Source organism: Bradyrhizobium sp. (assembly GCF_049586575.1).
Classification (GTDB): Bacteria; Pseudomonadota; Alphaproteobacteria; order Rhizobiales; family Xanthobacteraceae; genus Bradyrhizobium.
Genome location: NZ_JBAVCF010000370.1, coordinates 20,818 through 39,556, shown reverse-complemented (window position 1 = coordinate 39,556; position 18,739 = coordinate 20,818). Strand labels below are relative to the sequence as shown.

13 protein-coding genes are annotated in these 18,739 nt (G+C 62.4%); 7 read left to right on the top strand and 6 right to left on the bottom strand.

Annotated features, from left to right (window positions below; all coding sequences use genetic code 11):
• The coding region (locus WB528_RS14645) for a nuclear transport factor 2 family protein (protein ID WP_423889127.1) at positions 1-350 on the bottom strand (350 nt) is incomplete at its 3' end.
• Positions 351-547: 197 nt separating this feature from the next.
• Here WB528_RS14645 and WB528_RS14640 point away from each other — a divergent pair.
• Positions 548-1,927, top strand: coding sequence for a cation-efflux pump (locus tag WB528_RS14640; protein ID WP_423889126.1), 1,380 nt, complete (start codon positions 548-550; stop codon positions 1,925-1,927).
• 217 nt (positions 1,928-2,144) lie between these two features.
• The gene (locus tag WB528_RS14635; protein WP_423889125.1) at positions 2,145-4,463 is read left to right on the top strand and encodes a PAS domain-containing sensor histidine kinase; all 2,319 of its coding nucleotides are present in this window, start codon (positions 2,145-2,147) and stop codon (positions 4,461-4,463) included.
• Between the two features lie 12 nt (positions 4,464-4,475).
• Here WB528_RS14635 and WB528_RS14630 read toward each other — a convergent pair whose 3' ends face one another.
• Entirely contained in the window at positions 4,476-5,366 is an 891-nt protein-coding gene (locus WB528_RS14630; protein WP_423889124.1) for a LysR family transcriptional regulator, read from the bottom strand.
• Positions 5,367-5,637: 271 nt separating this feature from the next.
• Between WB528_RS14630 and WB528_RS14625 the strand changes: the two genes are divergently transcribed.
• From WB528_RS14625 to WB528_RS14605, 5 genes are read left to right on the top strand one after another with little or no spacing between them, the layout of a single operon-like run.
• The gene (locus WB528_RS14625) at positions 5,638-6,111 is read left to right on the top strand and encodes a formate dehydrogenase subunit gamma (RefSeq protein WP_423889123.1); all 474 of its coding nucleotides are present in this window, start codon (positions 5,638-5,640) and stop codon (positions 6,109-6,111) included.
• Positions 6,108-7,667 (top strand): formate dehydrogenase beta subunit, encoded by a 1,560-nt coding sequence (locus WB528_RS14620; RefSeq protein WP_423889122.1) that lies wholly within the window; start codon positions 6,108-6,110, stop codon positions 7,665-7,667. The genes WB528_RS14625 and WB528_RS14620 overlap by 4 nt, the downstream gene beginning before the upstream one ends.
• Positions 7,668-7,678: 11 nt before the next feature.
• A complete protein-coding gene (gene fdhF, locus WB528_RS14615) occupies positions 7,679-10,558 on the top strand; it encodes a formate dehydrogenase subunit alpha (RefSeq protein WP_423889121.1) in 2,880 nt (959 codons plus the stop codon).
• A 2-nt stretch (positions 10,559-10,560) separates the two neighbouring features.
• Entirely contained in the window at positions 10,561-11,391 is an 831-nt protein-coding gene (gene fdhD / locus WB528_RS14610; RefSeq protein ID WP_423889120.1) for a formate dehydrogenase accessory sulfurtransferase FdhD, read from the top strand.
• Positions 11,381-11,620, top strand: a complete 240-nt coding sequence (locus WB528_RS14605; protein ID WP_423889119.1) for a formate dehydrogenase subunit delta — start codon at positions 11,381-11,383, stop codon at positions 11,618-11,620. The genes fdhD and WB528_RS14605 overlap by 11 nt, the downstream gene beginning before the upstream one ends.
• Here the strand turns inward: WB528_RS14605 and WB528_RS14600 are convergent.
• The 4 genes from WB528_RS14600 to WB528_RS14585 all read right to left on the bottom strand — a co-directional run bounded on the left by WB528_RS14600 (position 11,617) and on the right by WB528_RS14585 (position 18,668).
• Positions 11,617-14,592, bottom strand: coding sequence for a bifunctional [glutamine synthetase] adenylyltransferase/[glutamine synthetase]-adenylyl-L-tyrosine phosphorylase (locus WB528_RS14600; RefSeq protein ID WP_423889118.1), 2,976 nt, complete (start codon positions 14,590-14,592; stop codon positions 11,617-11,619). The genes WB528_RS14605 and WB528_RS14600 overlap by 4 nt on opposite strands.
• Positions 14,593-14,661: 69 nt before the next feature.
• The gene (locus WB528_RS14595) at positions 14,662-16,134 is read right to left on the bottom strand and encodes an ATP-binding protein (RefSeq protein WP_423889117.1); all 1,473 of its coding nucleotides are present in this window, start codon (positions 16,132-16,134) and stop codon (positions 14,662-14,664) included.
• Entirely contained in the window at positions 16,118-16,798 is a 681-nt protein-coding gene (locus tag WB528_RS14590) for a response regulator transcription factor (RefSeq protein WP_423889131.1), read from the bottom strand. The genes WB528_RS14595 and WB528_RS14590 overlap by 17 nt, the downstream gene beginning before the upstream one ends.
• Before the next feature lie 283 nt (positions 16,799-17,081).
• Positions 17,082-18,668, bottom strand: a complete 1,587-nt coding sequence (locus WB528_RS14585) for a Do family serine endopeptidase (RefSeq protein WP_423889116.1) — start codon at positions 18,666-18,668, stop codon at positions 17,082-17,084.
• Positions 18,669-18,739 lie beyond the last annotated feature (71 nt).

Sequence of the window (18,739 nt, the reverse complement as noted above, 5' to 3'; positions counted from 1 at the left end):
ACCTTGTCCAGAAAGCCGATCACCGATTTGAGGCGTTCACCCTCAACGAGAGCGATGTCGGTGCCCTTGATCATATCCGGCTCATTTTCCGGGCCCAGCGCCCATGAAAAACGAATCTTGTCGCCATACCCATCAACGCCACCACTGAGTGCGAAGCGAAAACCGGGGAAGCGTTCCTGGACCGCGCCGATGAGCGCGCCGATCTGCTCGTGACCTTCGCCGGCCGCGAAAGGATCGACGTAGGTGGCGTTCTTCGTCCAGCCATTCGCCAGCATCGTGCGGCGGCGACCGGGATCGGTTTCATTCCAAACAGCGATATATCGATCGGCGATTTGGGCGGCGTCCGTCATTTCTTGCTCCATTGATTGGTGGTCTGGTCGTTCCAGACCGGGCCATAGTGGAGACAGTGCAGCAGGTTCTCCATTACGCCGCAGGTAAGTAACCAAGAGAGCGATCTGCAACACGTTTGCTCGCCGTCCTGCGATTGATTGGCAGTTGCGGAATCCGGTTGCTTTAATGTTAAACATTGCCCTGCTAAACCGCGCTCATGACCGGTCCCGTTCATCCGACCAAATCGCGCGTCGCGGCGATTTCGATTTTCGCCAGCGCCGGCATGGCTGCGGCCAAATTCGCGGTTGGCATCGCCATCGGCAGTCTGGCGCTGATCTCCGAAGCCCTGCACTCGTCCGTGGACGTGGTCGCAACGGTCGTCACCTGGCTGGTGGTGCGCTTTTCCGATCGCCCGGCCGACGAGGAACACCATTATGGCCATGGCAAGCTCGAGAGCGTGTCGGCGCTCGGCATCATCGCCATGCTCTATGTGCTCGCCGGCGGCATTCTGGTCGAAGCCTTCAGCCGCCTGCACGGGGGGAGCCCGCCTCCGGTCTTGTCGGCGATTCCTTTCATCGTGCTTGTCCTCGATATCGCCGTCAATCTATGGCGAGCCAGGGCTCTGCACCGCGTAGCGCACGCGACCAAGAGCCAGGCGCTGGCTGCCGACGCGCTGCACTTTGCTTCCGACGTGCTCGGCTCGGTTGCCGTCATCACAGGCCTTGCGCTCTCCGGCCTCGGCTATGCTTGGGGCGATGCGGCCGCCGCTGCCACGGTTGCCGTCGTCATCGCGACGCTCGGCATGCGGCTCGCCCGCTCCACCGTCGAGACCCTGACCGACCGCGCCCCGGAAGGCGCCGCGGAGAAAGCCACCGCTGCGATCCGGGTCGTTCCGGGGGTAGTCGGCGTCGAGCGGCTGCGCGTGCGCATGGCCGGCGCAACCCATTTCATCGATGCCATCGTCCAGGTTCCGCGAACCTACCCGATCGATCGCGTCGATGAGATCAAACGAAAGGCACAAGTAGCCGTTTCCGCCGCGCTGGACGACGCCGACCTGACGTTCACCGCGGTCCCGGTCGCACGCGACAACGAGAGCGTGCGCGAGCGCATCATGGTGATCGCGCGCAATTCCGGCCTCGCCGTCCATCATGTCACGGTTCACGATCTCGGCGACAAGCTCACCGTCAGCATCGACCTTGAAGTCGATGGCGAGATGGCGCTGACGGCGGCCCATGATATCGCCCATACGCTGGAGCGGAACATCCGCGACGAGTTCGGCGAAGATGTCGAAGTCGACACCCATATCGAGCCGCTGGAACCGGAACTGCCGCAAGGAACCGATGCCGCGCCGGACCGGGTGGAGACAATCCGCGCGGCGCTTTCGCGGTTCGCAGCGCCCGGTGTGATCCACGACATCCATAATGTCCGGGTGCGGGATACAGACGCCGGCGAAATCGTTAACTTCCACTGCCGCGCGGCGCCTTTGATGAGCGTCATCAAGGTTCACGAGAGTGTCGATGAAATCGAGCGGGCCCTGCGCCGCGCTTTCCCGACCGTGAAGCGCGTCATCAGTCACGCCGAGCCGCCGAAGGCGTAAACCAAATCAGCGAAACGTGTTCCTGTTTCGGACTCATTTCGCCCGGCATTTTGCGGACTTTTTGGTGGTCCGATTCGTCGTGGACAAGAATTATTTGCCTTAACAAATCGTTGACTCTCGACAGCTCGAAAAAAGTGGATTCAAATGAATCTGATTCGGGGGCGGCGATTTTTCCTCGAACCGGGTGGGTACGGAATCTTCCAAGGGGGCAAACGGTATGGCGCGCGCACACGCGGCGAGCGCGTGCGTCCAATCCGATTCGATCAAGGGATTGGCGCAATCGATCGCGAAACCAGCCTATCACAGGCTGTTGTTAGCGGAGCCTGCGCTCCGTCGTGCAGTACCGACTCTGATCATCGCGTTCCTGATCACCATTTGCCTCGGCGCCTTCGTGCAGGTCATCGACCAGACCCGTCAGAAACGGGCGGCGACCAAACGCGATCTTGTGGCGGTGGCCGACCTGCTTGCCGAACGTCTCGATCGCATCGCCTCGGCCCGGCAGGATCGCGCGGCTTCGTTCGAGCGCCTTCAACTGCTTCTTCCGGGATTGATCCCTTCATGGGCCATCGCCGCCGGGCGGCACGTCATCGTCACCGGCATCGACCAGCGAATTCTCGCCCGCATCCCGATCGAATCCACGATCGGCGACTCCAGCAACATCCTCGATATCGTTAGCGCCGTCGTGCCGCCGCCCGCCGCGGGACGTCCTACCGGCGTCACCGACATCACGCTGCCGAACGGTAGTGGCGCGCTGGTGGTCCGGCACTCGGTCCGGTCCCTGCCCGGCCAGGTGATCGTGATCCAGGAAAAAAATGATTCGATCTGGCGATCCGACGCCGCGCTGTCCGTGACGCTGTCTGCGACCACCGGCTTTGTCGTGCTGATCCTCGGCTTCGCGTTCCACTGGCAGTCGACACGGGCGCGGGAGGGCGACCTCATCAATGACGCCGTGCGCGGACGCATCGACACCGCGCTCAACCGTGGCCGTTGCGGATTATGGGACTGGGATCTCTCGCGCGGCAGGATCTTCTGGTCGCAATCGATGTTCACCATGCTTGGGCTGGAAAACCGCAGCGACCTTCTGACCTTCGGCGAGGTCAATGCGCTCGTGAATTCAGACGACATTGATCTTTTCGAAATCGCCGATCAGCTGATCTCCTCAAAGATCAACAACATCGATCACACATTCCGCATGCAGCACACCGACGGCCACTGGATCTGGCTCCGGGTTCGCTGCGAACTCAGCCAGGGCGCGGCCGATACCGGGCTTCACCTGATCGGGATCGCGGTCGATATTACCGAGCAGAAAAGCCTGGCCGAAAAAACCGTCGAGGCCGACCTGCGGCTGCGCGATGCGATCGAGACCATCCCGGAAGCCTTCGTGCTGTGGGACGCCAGCGATCGGCTGGTTCTCTGCAACTCGCATTTCCAGCGGCTGCACAAGCTGCCGGATTCGGCGGTCATCCCCGGCACATCCTACGAGACCGTGATCGAGGTCGGCCGGATGCCGGAGGTGCGAACCCGCCTGCACGAGATTGCCAACCAGGCGCCGGGCGCGCGGACCTTCGAGGCGCAACTCGACGACGGCAGCTGGCTGCACATCAGCGAGCGCCGGACCAAGGACGGCGGCTACGTTTCGGTCGGAACCGACATCACGCGCATCAAGGAACACGAACAGAAGCTGGTCGACAACGATCTTCGGCTGCGCGCCACCGTCATCGATCTCAAGCGCTCGCAGAGCGAACTTGAACGTCAGGCGATCGAGCTTGCCGATCTCGCCGAAAAGTATTCCCGGGAAAAGACCCGCGCCGAGGAAGCCAACCAGACCAAGTCCAAATTCCTCGCCAATATGAGCCACGAACTGCGGACGCCGCTCAACGCCATCATCGGGTTCTCCGAAATCATGGAAAGCGGCATGTTCGGTTCGCTCGGTTCGGAAAAGTACCAGGAATATTGCCACGACATTCTCACCAGCGGGCATTACCTGCTCGAGGTGATCAACGACATCCTGGATATGTCCAAGATCGAAGCCGGCCGGATGAAGCTCGACAAGGAAGAGCTGGATCTTTCGAAGACGCTCGCCGAATCCCTGCGGGTCGTGTCGGGCCGCGCCGACGACAAGAACCTCGATCTCGATGCGGAGATCGATGGCCCGATCTCGATTATGGCCGATCGCCGCGCGACCAAGCAGATCATCGTCAACCTGCTCTCCAACGCCGTCAAATTCACGCCTGACGGCGGAAAGATCATCGTCCGCAGCCGCCAGGTCGAGGATTCCATCGTGCTGTTGATTGCCGACACCGGGATCGGCATCGCTCCCCAATCGCTGCGGCGGCTGGGCCGACCTTTCGAGCAGGTCGAAAGCCAGTTGACCAAGACCTATCACGGCTCGGGACTTGGGCTTGCGATTGCACGGTCGCTGACCAACTTGCATGGCGGTTCGATGCGGTTGCGCTCGAAGCTCGGCAGCGGCACCGTCGTTCGGGTATCGCTGCCGCGCAATGCCGCCGACAACATAAAAGCCGCCGCAGCTTGATCCGCTCCACCGTCAGAGCAGCGTGGGCGCGACCTCGCGCGCAATCTGAACCAGCGCGGCAATCAGCGGCGTCATCGGATCGCGTTGGGGAACCACCATCCCAATGCTGTAGTCGACGACCGGATCGATAATCGGGATGCTGCGGACCTTGTCCGCAAGCCCCAGGGTTTCCGCCAGTTTCGCCGGCATCACGCTGGCCCAGCGGCCGGTCTTTACGTGGGTATAAAGAACCAGGAGAGAATTGGAGGTCAGCGTTGGCGTCGCTTCCGCCCCGACCGACCGGAGCGCGCGATCGATAATGCGCCGGTTCTGCATGTCCGGCGTCAGCAGGCAAAGGGGAACCTGTCCGACCTCCGCCCATGTCACCTGCTCGCGGTCGCCGAATATGCCTTCGGGCGAGGTCAGCAGGCGATAACTTTCGTTGAAGAGGGGAATGGTGCGGACGTTGCCGATCGGCTCGTTCTCGATATAGGTCAGTCCGGCGTCGACTTCGAGATTCTCCAGAAGCCCGAGCACCTGTACCGAGGTGCACGATACCACGCGAAAGCGGACGTCCGGATGGCGGGCGCGAAACGGTGTCGTGAGCGAGGCGACCATGCCGAGCACGGTAGGGATTGCCGCGATCCGGATCTCGCCCGAAAGCTTGTCCTTCAGCGAATTGATTTCCTGGCGCATCGCGCGGGCGTCGCCGACGATGCGCCGCGCCCAATCCAGCGTACGCTCGCCTTCGGCGGTAAAGCCCTGAAAACGCGAACCGCGCTGTACCAGCATTACGCCGAGAATTTCCTCCAGCTGCTTGAGACTGGTCGACATCGTCGGCTGCGTGACGCCGCAGGCCTCCGCCGCGCGTCCAAAATGACGCTCCTTGGCCAGCGACAGCAGAAGTTCAAGCTTGTCTATCAAGACGTCCCCCAACGTTTTCAAGGGTAACAAATATCACGCCTTGGCGCTCGCCAGATGGGCTAAAAGTCCAATGCGGTGAGAGCTCAAATTGGCGGCATTTTGCGCTCGAAAACGATCCGGCAAGGCGCCAGCTATTGGAGTTTCGTATCAACTAATGTCACTTTCCTATCGATAGTATTTCGCTATCGCAGCATGAGACAGCTTTATTGATTTCTAGGATGATTCCGCCTCTCAGTATCTAACAACAAGATACTGATTGAGAAGGTGGATCATGCCCGCGTACGAACCATGGGACGCCAAGCGCGGCGCCGAAATTATCGCAGAGCACACGCATCTGGAAGGCGCGACGCTGGTGATCCTGCACGCGCTTCAGCAGGCGTTCGGCTATGTGCCGGAGCCCGCCATTCCTATGATCGCGCAAGCCCTGAATTTGTCGCGCGCGGAAGTCCACGGCGTCTTCACATTCTATCATGATTTTCGTCACAAGCCGGCGGGCAAGCACGTCCTCAAATTATGCCGTGCCGAAGCCTGCCAGGCCGCCGGCGGCGATGCGCTTACCGCGCGCGCGGAAGCCAAACTTGGCGTTGCGATCGGCAATACGACCGCCGACGAGCGCGTCACGCTGGAGCCGATTTATTGCCTCGGCCTTTGCGCCACCGCGCCTTCGGCAATGCTCGACGGCCGTCTGGTCGGAAGGCTCGATGAAAAGCGCCTCGACGCGCTGGTCGCGGAGGCACAGCGATGAAAATGCGGATTTTCATTCCGCGCGATGCGGCGGCTGTCTCGGTCGGCGCCGACGAACTTGCGCTGGCGTTCGAGCAAGCGGCCGAAGAGCGCGACCTCCCGGTCAGCATCATCCGGAACGGATCGCGCGGCCTGATGTGGCTTGAGCCGATGGTCGAGGTGGCGACCGTGAAAGGCCGCGTGGCATACGGCCCGGCAAGCGTTGCCGATGTACCCTCCCTGCTCGACGCGATGACCTCCAATGGCCCGCATCGGCTGCGGCTCGGCCTCACCGAAGAAATTCCCTGGCTGAAGAGACAGACGCGCCTGACGTTTGTGCGGTGTGGCATCGTCGATCCGCGTTCGGTCGAGGATTACCGCGCCCATGACGGCTACAAGGGCCTTGAGCGCGCGCTGACGATGGGGCCGGATGCAATCCTTGCCGACGTCACGGCGTCGGGATTGCGCGGCCGCGGCGGCGCCGGTTTTCCGACCGGCATCAAGTGGAAAACCGTAGCGCAGACCGCCGCCGACCAGAAGTACATCGTCTGCAATGCTGACGAGGGCGACAGCGGCACCTTCGCCGACCGCATGATCATGGAGGGCGACCCCTTCGTGGTGATCGAAGGCATGACGATTGCCGGCGTCACCGTGGGCGCCACCAAAGGCTACATCTACATCCGCTCGGAATATCCGCACGCCGTGGAGGCGATGAACGCTGCGATCGCGACCGCGAGGCGCGCCGGTTATCTGGGTCAAGACATCTGCGGTTCAAAGCACAGCTTCAATCTGGAAGTCCGGGTCGGCGCCGGCGCTTACGTTTGCGGCGAAGAGACCTCGCTGCTGGAGAGCCTCGAAGGCCGCCGCGGTATCGTCCGGGCCAAGCCGCCTTTGCCGGCGCATAAGGGCCTGTTCGGCAAGCCTTCCGTGATCAACAACGTGCTGTCGTTTGCCGCGATCCCCTTCATCCTCGCCCCCGGCGGCGCGAAGGCTTACGCAGATTTCGGCATGGGCCGTTCCCGCGGCACGATGCCGATCCAGCTCGCAGGCAACATCAAAAATGGCGGCCTGTTCGAGATCGCCTTCGGTATCACGCTTGGCGAATTGGTCGATGAAATCGGCGGCGGCACCCTTACCGGGCGTCCCGTTCGCGCCGTGCAGGTCGGTGGACCGCTCGGCGCGTATTTCCCGCGCGCGCTATTCGATACGCCGTTCGATTACGAGGCCTTTGCGGGGCGCGATGGCCTGATCGGTCACGGCGGCATCGTGGTGTTCGACGACACCGTCGACATGGCAAAGCAGGCACGATTTGCGATGGAATTCTGCGCGATCGAATCCTGCGGCAAGTGCACGCCGTGCCGGATCGGCTCGACCCGCGGGGTCGAAACCATCGACAAGATTCGCTCCGGCGAACGCGTCGAGCAAAACCTCGTCATCGTCGAGGACCTCTGCAACACCATGAAATTCGGCTCGCTCTGCGCACTCGGCGGTTTCACCCCCTACCCCGTGATGAGCGCGCTTAAACACTTCAGGGAAGATTTCAGCCCGGCTCCGAAGAGCCTGCAGGCTGCGGAATAAAGGAGATCGCCATGTCGCTGATCCAGGAAACCGATTTCGGAACACCCCGCTCCAAGTCCGAGACCATGGTTACGCTCACCATCGATGGCCAGAGCGTCACGGTGCCCGAAGGCACCTCCATCATGCGTGCGGCAATGGATGCCGGGACGCAGATTCCAAAACTCTGCGCCACCGACATGGTCGACGCATTCGGCTCCTGCCGGATGTGCCTGATCGAGATCGAGGGCCGAGCCGGCACGCCGGCGTCCTGCACCACGCCTGTCATGCCGGGCCTGGTGGTCCACACCCAGACCGAGCGGCTCAAGAAGCTGCGCAAGGGCGTGATGGAGCTCTACATCTCCGACCATCCGCTCGACTGCCTGACCTGCGCCGCCAATGGCGATTGCGAATTGCAGGACATGGCCGGCGCGGTGGGTTTGCGCGACGTGCGCTACGGATATGAAGGCGAGAACCACGTTTTCGCCAAGAGCAATGGCGCACCGAATGCGGCCTGGATGCCCAAAGACGAATCCAATCCGTATTTCACCTATGATCCCTCGAAGTGCATCGTCTGCTCACGCTGCGTGCGCGCTTGTGAGGAAGTCCAGGGCACTTTCGCGCTGACGATCTCGGGCCGCGGCTTCGACAGCCGCGTTTCGCCCGGCATGAGCGAGAGCTTCCTCGGCTCCGAATGCGTCTCATGCGGCGCCTGCGTTCAGGCCTGCCCGACCGCAACGCTGACCGAAAAATCGGTGATCGAGATCGGCCAGCCCGAGCATTCGGTGGTCACGACTTGCGCTTATTGCGGCGTCGGCTGCGCTTTCAAGGCGGAAATGCGCGGCGAGGAAGTCGTGCGCATGGTGCCTTACAAGGACGGCAAGGCGAACCGCGGTCACTCCTGTGTCAAGGGCCGGTTCGCCTGGGGTTACGCCACCCACAAGGAGCGCATTCTCAAGCCGATGATCCGCGAAAAGATCACCGATCCCTGGCGCGAAGTGTCGTGGGATGAAGCGTTCAACTATGCGGCGTCGGAATTCAAGCGGATCCAGACCAAATATGGGCGGGACTCCGTCGGTGGCATCACCTCGTCGCGTTGCACCAATGAAGAAACCTACCTGGTGCAGAAGCTGATCCGTGCCGGCTTCGGCAACAACAATGTCGATACCTGCGCCCGCGTCTGCCACTCGCCGACAGGATACGGCCTCTCGGCGACTTTCGGCACCTCGGCCGGCACCCAGGACTTTGACTCGGTCGAGGATACCGACGTCGTCATCATGATTGGCGCCAACCCGACCGACGCTCATCCAGTGTTCGGTTCTCGCCTGAAGAAGCGCCTTCGCCAGGGCGCCAAGCTGATCGTCATCGATCCACGCCGCATTGAGCTGGTGCGTTCGGCCCACATCAGGGCGCGGCATCACCTTCCGCTGATGCCTGGCACCAACGTTGCGGTGCTGACCGCGATAGCGCATGTGATCGTCACCGAGGGCCTCGCCAACGAAGCCTTCATTCGTGCGCGCTGCGACTGGAGCGAATACGAGGACTGGGCAGCTTTCGTCTCGCAGCCGCAGAACAGCCCCGAGGCCATCGCCATCAGATCCGGGGTCGATCCGAAGGAGTTGCGGGCGGCCGCCAGGTTGTTCGCGACCGGCGGCAATGGCTCGATCTATTACGGCCTCGGTGTCACCGAGCACAGCCAGGGCACCACCGCCGTCATTGCGATTGCCAACCTCGCGATGGTGACCGGCAATATCGGCCGCCCCGGCGTCGGCGTGAACCCGATGCGCGGCCAGAACAATGTGCAGGGCTCCTGCGACATGGGCTCGTTCCCCCATGAGTTGCCCGGCTACCGCCATATCGCGGGCGATGCGGTGCGCCATCAATTCGAGGCGGCGTGGAACGTCAAGCTCAATCCGGAGCCGGGCCTGCGCATTCCCAACATGTTCGACGCCGCGATCGACGGCAGCTTCATGGGCCTCTATGTGCAGGGCGAGGACATTCTGCAATCCGACCCCAACACCACCCATACCGTAGCGGCGCTTTCGGCGATGGAATGCGTCATCGTTCACGACCTCTTCCTCAATGAGACCGCGAACTACGCCCACGTGTTTCTGCCCGGCTCAACCTTTCTGGAAAAGGATGGCACGTTTATCAACGCCGAACGGCGTATCCAGCTCGTTCGCAAGGTGATGACGCCGCGCAACGGGCTTGCGGACTGGGAGGTCACCATTCAGCTCAGCAAGGCGATGGGCTTCGAGATGAACTATAGCCACCCTTCCGAGATCATGGACGAGATTGCGGCGCTGACGCCGACGTTCGCAGGCGTTTCTTTTGCCAGGATCGAAGAACTCGGTTCGATACAGTGGCCCTGCAACGAGAAGGCGCCGGAAGGTACGCCGATCATGCATATCGGCGCCTTCGTGCGCGGCAAGGGCAAGTTTATCAGGACCGAATATGTCGCGACCGACGAACGTACCGGCCCGCGCTATCCGTTGCTGCTGACGACGGGACGCATTCTCAGCCAGTACAATGTCGGTGCCCAGACCCGTCGCACCGAAAACGTCGTGTGGCACGAGGAAGACCGGCTGGAGATTCACCCCCACGATGCCGAGGAGCGCGGCGTGCGCGATGGTGATTGGGTGAGGCTCAAGAGCCGTGCCGGCGAGACCACGTTGCGCGCGCTGATCACCGATCGCGTCGCGCCGGGCGTGGTCTACACGACTTTCCACCACCCGGACACGCAGGCCAACGTCATCACCACTGACTTCTCCGACTGGGCCACCAACTGTCCCGAGTACAAGGTCACGGCGGTGCAGATCTCGCCCTCCAACGGGCCGTCGGAATGGCAGAAGACCTACGACGAGCAGGCTCGCAATTCGCGGCGCATTGCGCCCGTTGTGGAGGCTGCGGAGTAATCGTGCGCGATCCGGTTCGTACCGTCGACCGTCTGGCATGGCGCGATGGCCGTCTCAACGAGGGTACGCGCGCGATCCCCGAAGAGACCGCGCTGGCGCTGACTTATAATGGCGGCACCTACGCTGTCATGATGGGCACGCCGCAAAATCTCGGCGAATTCGCCATCGGCTTCAGCCTCAACGAAGACATCGTGCAGGCGCCAGAGGAGATTTCCTCGCTGGAGATCGTTGACCTCGACGACGGCATCGAACTGCGAATGTGGCTGGCGGAAGAAAAGGCAGCCCGTCTCAACGAGCGACGGCGGCATATCGCAGGGCCTACCGGCTGCGGACTTTGCGGAATCGATTCGATCGCCGAGGCCCTGCGTCCCGCCGCCGTCGTTAGCAGGGGGCGCTCGTTCGCGCCGCGCGGGCTCATGACGGCGATGGCAAGCATTTCTCCGTTGCAGCCGATCAACATCGAAACCCGCGCCGCTCACGCCGCGGCGTTCTGGACGCCTGCGGCCGGTATCGTTGCGCTGCGCGAGGACGTCGGCCGCCATAACGCGCTCGACAAGCTGGCTGGAGCGCTCGCGCAAGCCAAAGTACCGGCAAGCGAAGGCGCCGTGTTGCTGACCAGCCGCGTCTCGGTCGAAATGGTCCAGAAGACGGCGGCAATCGGCGCGCCGGTCATGGTCGCCGTCTCGGCGCCGACCGCGCTTGCGGTCAGGATGGCGGAGGCCGCCGGCATTACGCTCGTCGCCATTGCCCGCGCCGACGGGTTCGAAGTTTTCACCCATCAAGATCGCATCACGCCCGTTGCGCTCGTGCAAGGAACTGCCCATGTCGCATAGCAACCGCAACAACCTGGTCTACATGGCCAATCAAATCGGCAAATTTTTCGAAAGCCAGGGGCATGATCAGGAAGTGGCCGGCGTGGCCGACCACATCCGCAAGTTTTGGGACCCGCGGATGCGCAAGGGAATCTACGCGCATCTCGACGCAGGTGGCGTTGGCCTCGACCCGAACGTCCTCGAAGCCCTTACGACGCTTCGGAAGGCCGATACGCTGCTGTCAAGCTAGGCGGTGCCTTCCTCAAGCAGTGCTTTAAAAACCCGCCGCACTTCTATCTGGGTCTCCTTGACCCGTGCTTGAAGCGAAGAAAAGTCCGGCGCGTCGCCAGCCCGCGCCATGATCTGCAAGAGATCTTCCCCGGCGGTCTCCGGATTGAATCTCTCGTTGACGCATAGCCGCAGGACTTGCGTCAGGTCGTGATAAAGCAGTGCGGCCGACCGCAATATCTCCGCTGACGCTGCCGGCAATACGCCGAGCCGTGCGGCGTTGTCGAGCACATGCAGCGTGTTGACGTCGAGAATGTCCGGCTTGTCGGCGGCATGGGCGAGTTGGAGGTACTGGGCGATGAAATCGATATCGACCAGCCCGCCCGCGACATACTTCAGGTCCCACACATCGTCCTCGCCTTTTTCCAGGGCAATGGCACGGCGCATGTCGGCGACGTCGAGCGCGACGCCCGCCGCGTCCCGCGACCGCGTCAACACCTGGCGAATGACGCTCTCTATCCGGTCGCGAAATCCCGGCGAGGCGGAAATCACCCGCGCCCGGGTGAGCGCCATATGTTCCCAGGTCCAGGCCTCCTTGTCCTGGTATTCGGCGAACGCATCGACGTGCGAGGCCACGGGACCGGCACGGCCCGACGGCCGCAACCGCATGTCGATGTCATAAAGCACGCCATAGTTCGTCCGCGTCGTGAACGCGCTGATCAGCCGCTGCGTGAAGCGCGCAAAATATTGCGCGCCGTGCAGCGACTTGGCGCCGTCGGAATCCGGCTGCTCCGGATCGAAGTCATACAGCAGGATCAAATCCAGATCGGAAGCTGCCGTCATCTCGCGGCTGCCCAGCCTTCCCATCGCCAGGATCGCGGTTTCCTGTCCCCCGATCCGGCCGTATTGGACGGCGAACTGTTCGGTCACCAGCCCGTGCACGGTGTGAACGATGCCCTCGGCGACGTCGGCGAATGCCGTGCCTGCCTGCTGGGCCGAGACCGTTCCCGACAGGATCCGCGCGCCGATCAGAAACAGGCTTTCCTGGCCGAACACCCTCAAGCGGTCGAGAAACTCCTCATAAGCACCGGCGTCCTCAAGCGTTGAAGCCAAACGCGCGGACAGCTCCTGCCGGTCCGGCATGGCGCCGAAGAAGCGCGGATCGATCAAGCCGTCCATGATCTGCGGCTGCCGCGCCAGCATGTCGCCAAGCCGCGGGGCGGCCCCCAGGATCAAGGCCACCAGCGCCACGAGATCGCGGTTTTGGCTAAGCAGGACAAACAGCCTGCCGCCGCGTTGCAAGGCCCCGAGAAAACGGTCGAAGACCACAATCGCATTGTCCGGATCTTCGGCATTCGCAAGGCCGTTGATCAGCGAGGGAAGAAACTCGACAAACGAATTGCGGGTCGCCTCGACCCTGAATACGCGATAGTCGCCATCCAGCCATTGCCGCACCGTTGCGGCCACCGCGACCGGCTTCTTGAACCCGAGCGAAGTCAGGTGCGCGATCAGCCGCGGATCGTCAGGCCCCGCTGTATAGTCTACCTCGGGCAACCTGGCGGTGCCTGCGGGATCGCCCTCGAAGAGCTTGGCGTAATGCCCCTGCACGATGGTGAGATGCCTGAGCAGGACGTTGGCAAACGCAGCGCGGCTCTCATAACCGAAAAAGCGCGCGAATTGTTCGACCGCTTGAGGATCTTCAGGCAATGCGTGGGTTTGCTCGTCTGCCACCATTTGCAGGCGGTGTTCGACCCGGCGCAGGAATTCGTAGGCCGCGGCGAGCTGATCGCGGGCTTCGAACGTAATCCAGTCACTCGAAGCCAGCCGATCGAGCGCCTCGAGCGTCGGCCGCACCCGCAATTCGGGATGCCGGCCCCCGGTAATCAACTGCTGGGTTTGCGCGAAGAATTCGATTTCGCGGATACCTCCGCGTCCGATTTTGACATTATGCCCCTCGACCGCGATTTCGCTTTGCCCGCGATAGGTCTGCATCTGTCGCTTCATGTCGTGCACGTCGGACAGCGCGGCAAAATCCAGATGCTTGCGCCAGACGAACGGTGAGAGCTCAGCGATCAGCGCCTCCCCGGCCTGGAGGTCGCCGGCACAGGCCCTCGCCTTGATCATGGCGGCACGTTCCCACGTGCGGCCTTCGCGTTCGTAATAATGCAAGGCCGACGCGATTGAAATCGCCAGCGGCGTGGAGGCCGGATCGGGGCGCAGCCGTAAATCGACCCGGAACACGTAACCCTCGCCGCTGCGCTGCTGCAGCATCCGCGATAATCCTTGCGCGATACGGACAAAGAACGGTTGCGGTTCGATATCGGGCGCAAGCGAGGGCGCCTCGGCGTCGTAAAAAATGATCAGGTCGATGTCGCTGGAAAAATTCAATTCGCCCGCGCCCATCTTGCCCATCGCCAGCACGACCAGCCCGCTGCCCTGCTCCGGCCGCTCCGGGTCCGGCGGCAGCATCCTTCCACGCGTGGTTTCCTGCCGCAGCAGGAAGTGCAACGCCGATTGCACCGAGGTGACGGCAAGATCGGTCAACGCGGCCGTCACTTGCATGACCGGCCATACGCCGCCGATGTCGCTGAGCGCGATCAAGAGCGACGCCTCGGCCTTCGCGCGACGCAGAACCTGCATCGCCTGCGCCTCGTTCGACGCCCCCCATACGTCGTCGCGGGTCTGCTCGATCAGCTCTTTGAAGTGCCGATCGGGCTCGCTCTCCAAAACCCTGAGCGTACGGGCCGCGTCGGACCGGATCAGATCAAAGAGGTAGGGTGAAGCTTCAGCGACGCCCGCGAAAATCTGCCCGGCAAAGGGATAGCGCGCGAACAGGCTTTCAAACTCGGTCGCCTGTCCGGCCGTGAGATCCGACAGCCAGCCCGAAAGCCGCTGCTTGGCCTTATCCGGGTCCGACAAATGCGGTCCGGCGATAAAACGCGCAGCGAGCGAAGCGGGATGGACATTCGCATCACCAGTTCTGCGACGAGTCATGGCGAATGTCGATCCAGAAGAAGCACAAGCCTGCGGCCAAATCGCAGCGGCGAAACCAGGCGCGTCGATTCACGCGGCCTTCTGTGGCACATCCTGCATTTGAACCGCAAGCCGGTCACTGCCGCCGGACAATACCGGAATCGCGAGCGTAGCGATAAGCCCCGGATGGGCGTCATCAAGCCGCAGATCGCCACCGTGCAGCGTCGCTACCGCCGATGCCAAACTCAGTCCAAGCCCAGAACCCGGCTGGGTTCGGCTTGCTTCCAGCCGAACGAACCTTTCGACCGCGTGTTTGCGGTCTGCCACCGGAATCCCCGGCCCGCGGTCGGTGACGCTGAGCAGCACCCGATCGCCCACGCGCCTGGCCTCGATCAGAATCTCCCGGCGATCTGCTTCGGCCGTGACGCCTGCGCCCGCCGGCATTGTCGCAAAGATGGGTTTGCCATATTTGATGGCGTTCTCGACCAAGTTCGCCAAGGCCTGGCTGATCAATTCGCGATTGGCATGAACCGGCGCCGTTTCGACCTTCACGCGCAACGTCATGCCGTCGTCTTCGGCGAGCGGTTCATAGAGCTCGTGAATGCCGCGAGCAACGTCGGCGGCATCAAAGTCGTCCATGTTGCCGCGGGCTTGCCCGGATTCGGCGCGGGCGATCATCAGAAGCGCGTTGAAAGTTCGAATCAGGCCGTCGGATTCCTCGATGGTCCGCTCCAGTGCCGAACGGTACTCGACCTCGGTTCTGGATTTCGCAAGCGCGTCCTCGGCGCGGTTGCGCAGACGCGTCAGCGGTGTCTTCAGGTCATGGGCGATATTGTCGGAGACTTCCTTCAATCCCGTCATCAGCGCCTCGATGCGCTCCAGCATGGCGTTGAGGTTTTCCGCGAGGCGATCGAGTTCGTCGCCGCTGCGTCCCACTGGAAGACGCCCGGTCAAATCACCAGCCATGATGCGCTGGGTCGTGCCGGTCATGGCATCGATCCGCCGCAGAACCCGCCGCGCGACAAAGATGCCGCCGCCAAGGCCAAGCACCACCACGATCAGAAGCGAAAACTGCGCCGCCTTGGCGACGATCCCGAACAACCGCCGCCGCTCCTCGAGGTCACGCCCGATCAGAAGCCGGAAACCGCTGGAGAGTTCGGTGACCTTCACCAGCGCGAAATGATTGCTGGAATCCTGTTCGTCAAGCCGCCGGTAGGCAGTCTCGGACCATCCCGTCGTTGCCATCACCCCCGGCGAGAGAGAGCCGACATTGCCAGCGACCGCCTGCCCCGCCGGCGTCGTCACGAGATAGAGATTGGCGCCGGGACGCAGCGCGCGATTTTCGATGGTGAGAACCAGTGCGCGCAGACCGCGCCGGCCGAAAATATCGCTGACCTCGCCGGTTTCCGCATTCACCGTGGTCGTGATCTGTTCAGTGATCAGGCGGCGCGTGTTCCAGGCAAAAAAGCCGAGCAGGAACGCCGCGAACAGCGCGAACAGAAACAGATAGACCAGCGTCAGGCGGAACGCTGTGGTTCGGATCAGCTTACCGAATGCCGTCACGGATCATGTATCCCGCGCCGCGAATGGTGTGAAGCAACGGGCGCTCGAACCCCTTGTCGATCTTGGAGCGCAACCGTGAGATGTGCACATCGATCACATTGGTTTGCGGATCGAAGTGATAATCCCAGACGTTTTCCAGAAGCATGGTCCGCGTCACAACCTGGCCAGCATGCTTCATCAGATATTCCAGGAGCCGGAACTCGCGCGGCTGCAGCGTCAATTCCTCCTTGCCGCGCATCACGCGGTGCGAAAGCCGGTCGAGCTCCAGATCGCCGACGCGATAGGTGGTTTCCTCGGCTGGGCCGCCGTGGCGCCGCGACAATACTTCGACCCGCGCGAGCAGCTCGGCAAAGGAATACGGTTTTGGCAGGTAGTCGTCGCCGCCGGCGCGCAGGCCCTTGATGCGGTCGTCGACCTGTCCGAGCGCCGAAAGAATCAGGACGGGGGTACGGTTGCCCTTCTCGCGCAGCGCGCCAATCAGCGACAGGCCATCGCGTTTGGGGAGCATGCGATCGACCACGAGGACGTCGTAATCTCCGCCTTCGGCAAGCGCGAGCCCTTCCTCGCCATCGCCGGCAAGATCGGCCACATACCCTACTTCACGGAACGCCTTGACCAGATAGTCGGCGGACTCCCGGTCGTCTTCGATAATCAAAAGTCGCATCTGGGTGTCGGTTGCGATCGCGGTCACGTGGGAGCTTCCATCACCATGGCGCGGCCGGGGGCCTCATGCAAGACGATCGGACGCGCCCTATTGAGCCAAATGAAGCCAAAAAAGCGGGCGGTGAAGCTGGGGGGACCTCACCGCCCTTTGACCTCCCGACGGAGGGGGGCGTTTTCCACCGGAAGGTAGTCAAGGAAGCGGGTTCATGACCCGCCCCCGAGGAAAGCGCCGTCGGCGGGGGCGATTGTGCCAACGGTACCCTCCATTTCGTCGTACCCGACGCTTAGCCCTTCGCCAGCGGGACCGCGACAAAACGCGAAGATCCGCCGCTCTTGACCCGCATCAGGACGCTGTTCTTGTTGTCGTTACGCGCGGCGGTGATGGCCTCTCGCACGTCTCCGACGTTGGCAACGCTCTTGCCGGCGACTTCCAGAATGACATCGCCCTCCTTGAAACCGCGTTCAGCCGCTGCGCTCTTCGGATCGACATCGGTTACCACCACACCGTCCTTTCCGGCGCCGGCGACGCTATTGGCCGGCGCAAGAGTCAACCCCAGCTTCGGCACATCGGTTCCACGGGCCGTACTGCCCTTGTCGCCATTATCGGTGTCGGCCTTGGCCTCGAGCGTATTCGGCAACTGCCCGAGGTTAAGGCTGATCGTCTTGTCCTGGCCCTTATGCAGCACGTTGAGCTTGACCGCAGTCCCGGGGGACAACCCGCCAATGGTGCGGGCGAGTTCGCGGGCATCCTTGACCGTTTCGCCGTTCACCGCCGTGATCACGTCGCCGGACTCGATCCCGGCTTTCGACGCCGGACCGTTCGCCTGCGGTTCCGCAACCAGCGCACCTTCCGCCTTCTTCAGGCCGAGGCTGTCGGCGATATCGGGCGTGACCGGCTGAATCTGGACGCCGATCCAGCCGCGGCTCACCGAACCCTTGTCCTTGAGCTGCGCAACCACGCTCTTCACGGTGGAAGCCGGGATCGAGAACGCAATGCCCACGCTGCCGCCGGACGGCGAATAGATCGCGGTATTGACGCCCATCACCTCGCCTTCCGTATTGAAGGCCGGACCACCCGAGTTGCCCTTGTTTACGGGCGCGTCGATCTGGATGAAATCGTCATAGGGACCATTGCCGATGTCGCGGCCGCTGGCCGAAACGATACCGGCCGTCACCGTGCCACCGAGCCCGAAGGGATTACCGACCGCGAGAACCCAATCGCCGATCCGCGGTTTGCCGTCGGACAGTTTGGCGAACGGGAAATTCGATCCGCCTTCAACCTTGATCAGCGCCAGATCGGTGCGAGCGTCGGTTCCAATCACCTTGGCACTGTAGGTCTTGCCGTCATCGGTGGTCACTTCGACCTTGTCGGCGCCGTCCACGACGTGGTTGTTGGTCACGGCAAAGCCGTCAGCCGAAATGAAGAAACCCGAACCCTGCCCGGTCACCACGCCACGGCCACGCGGAATGCCGCGCAAGCCGGGTGGCAGGTCTCCCCCGCCGAAGCGGCGGAAGAAGCGCTCCATCGGAGATCCCGGCGGGAACGGCGAGTCGTCATTGTTGTCGCCGTCGTTCTTGGCGACCTTCTCGTTGATGTTGACCTTCACCGAAATCACGGACGGTTTGACGCGCTCGACGATGTCGGCAAAGCCGACCGGCTGGGCGACCTTGCGAACCTCGTTGTTGACCTGCGCGTGCGCAGCAGTGCTGAAGATATCGACCGGGCCGGAAGGCGACCCAAAGCCGTAAATGGCAACGCCGAGGCCGGCAACGACCGACGCCATCAGCGCGAATCTGCGTGCCGACAAAACCGAGCGACGCGGCGTTCGATAGGACGGAAGTGAGGAAAGATCGGTGGGGCGATCGGTCATAAAAGCTTCTCCAGAACCTGAATCAAATTGTGCGGGGCAAGCACAGGTACGCCCCAAACATGGGTATTTCC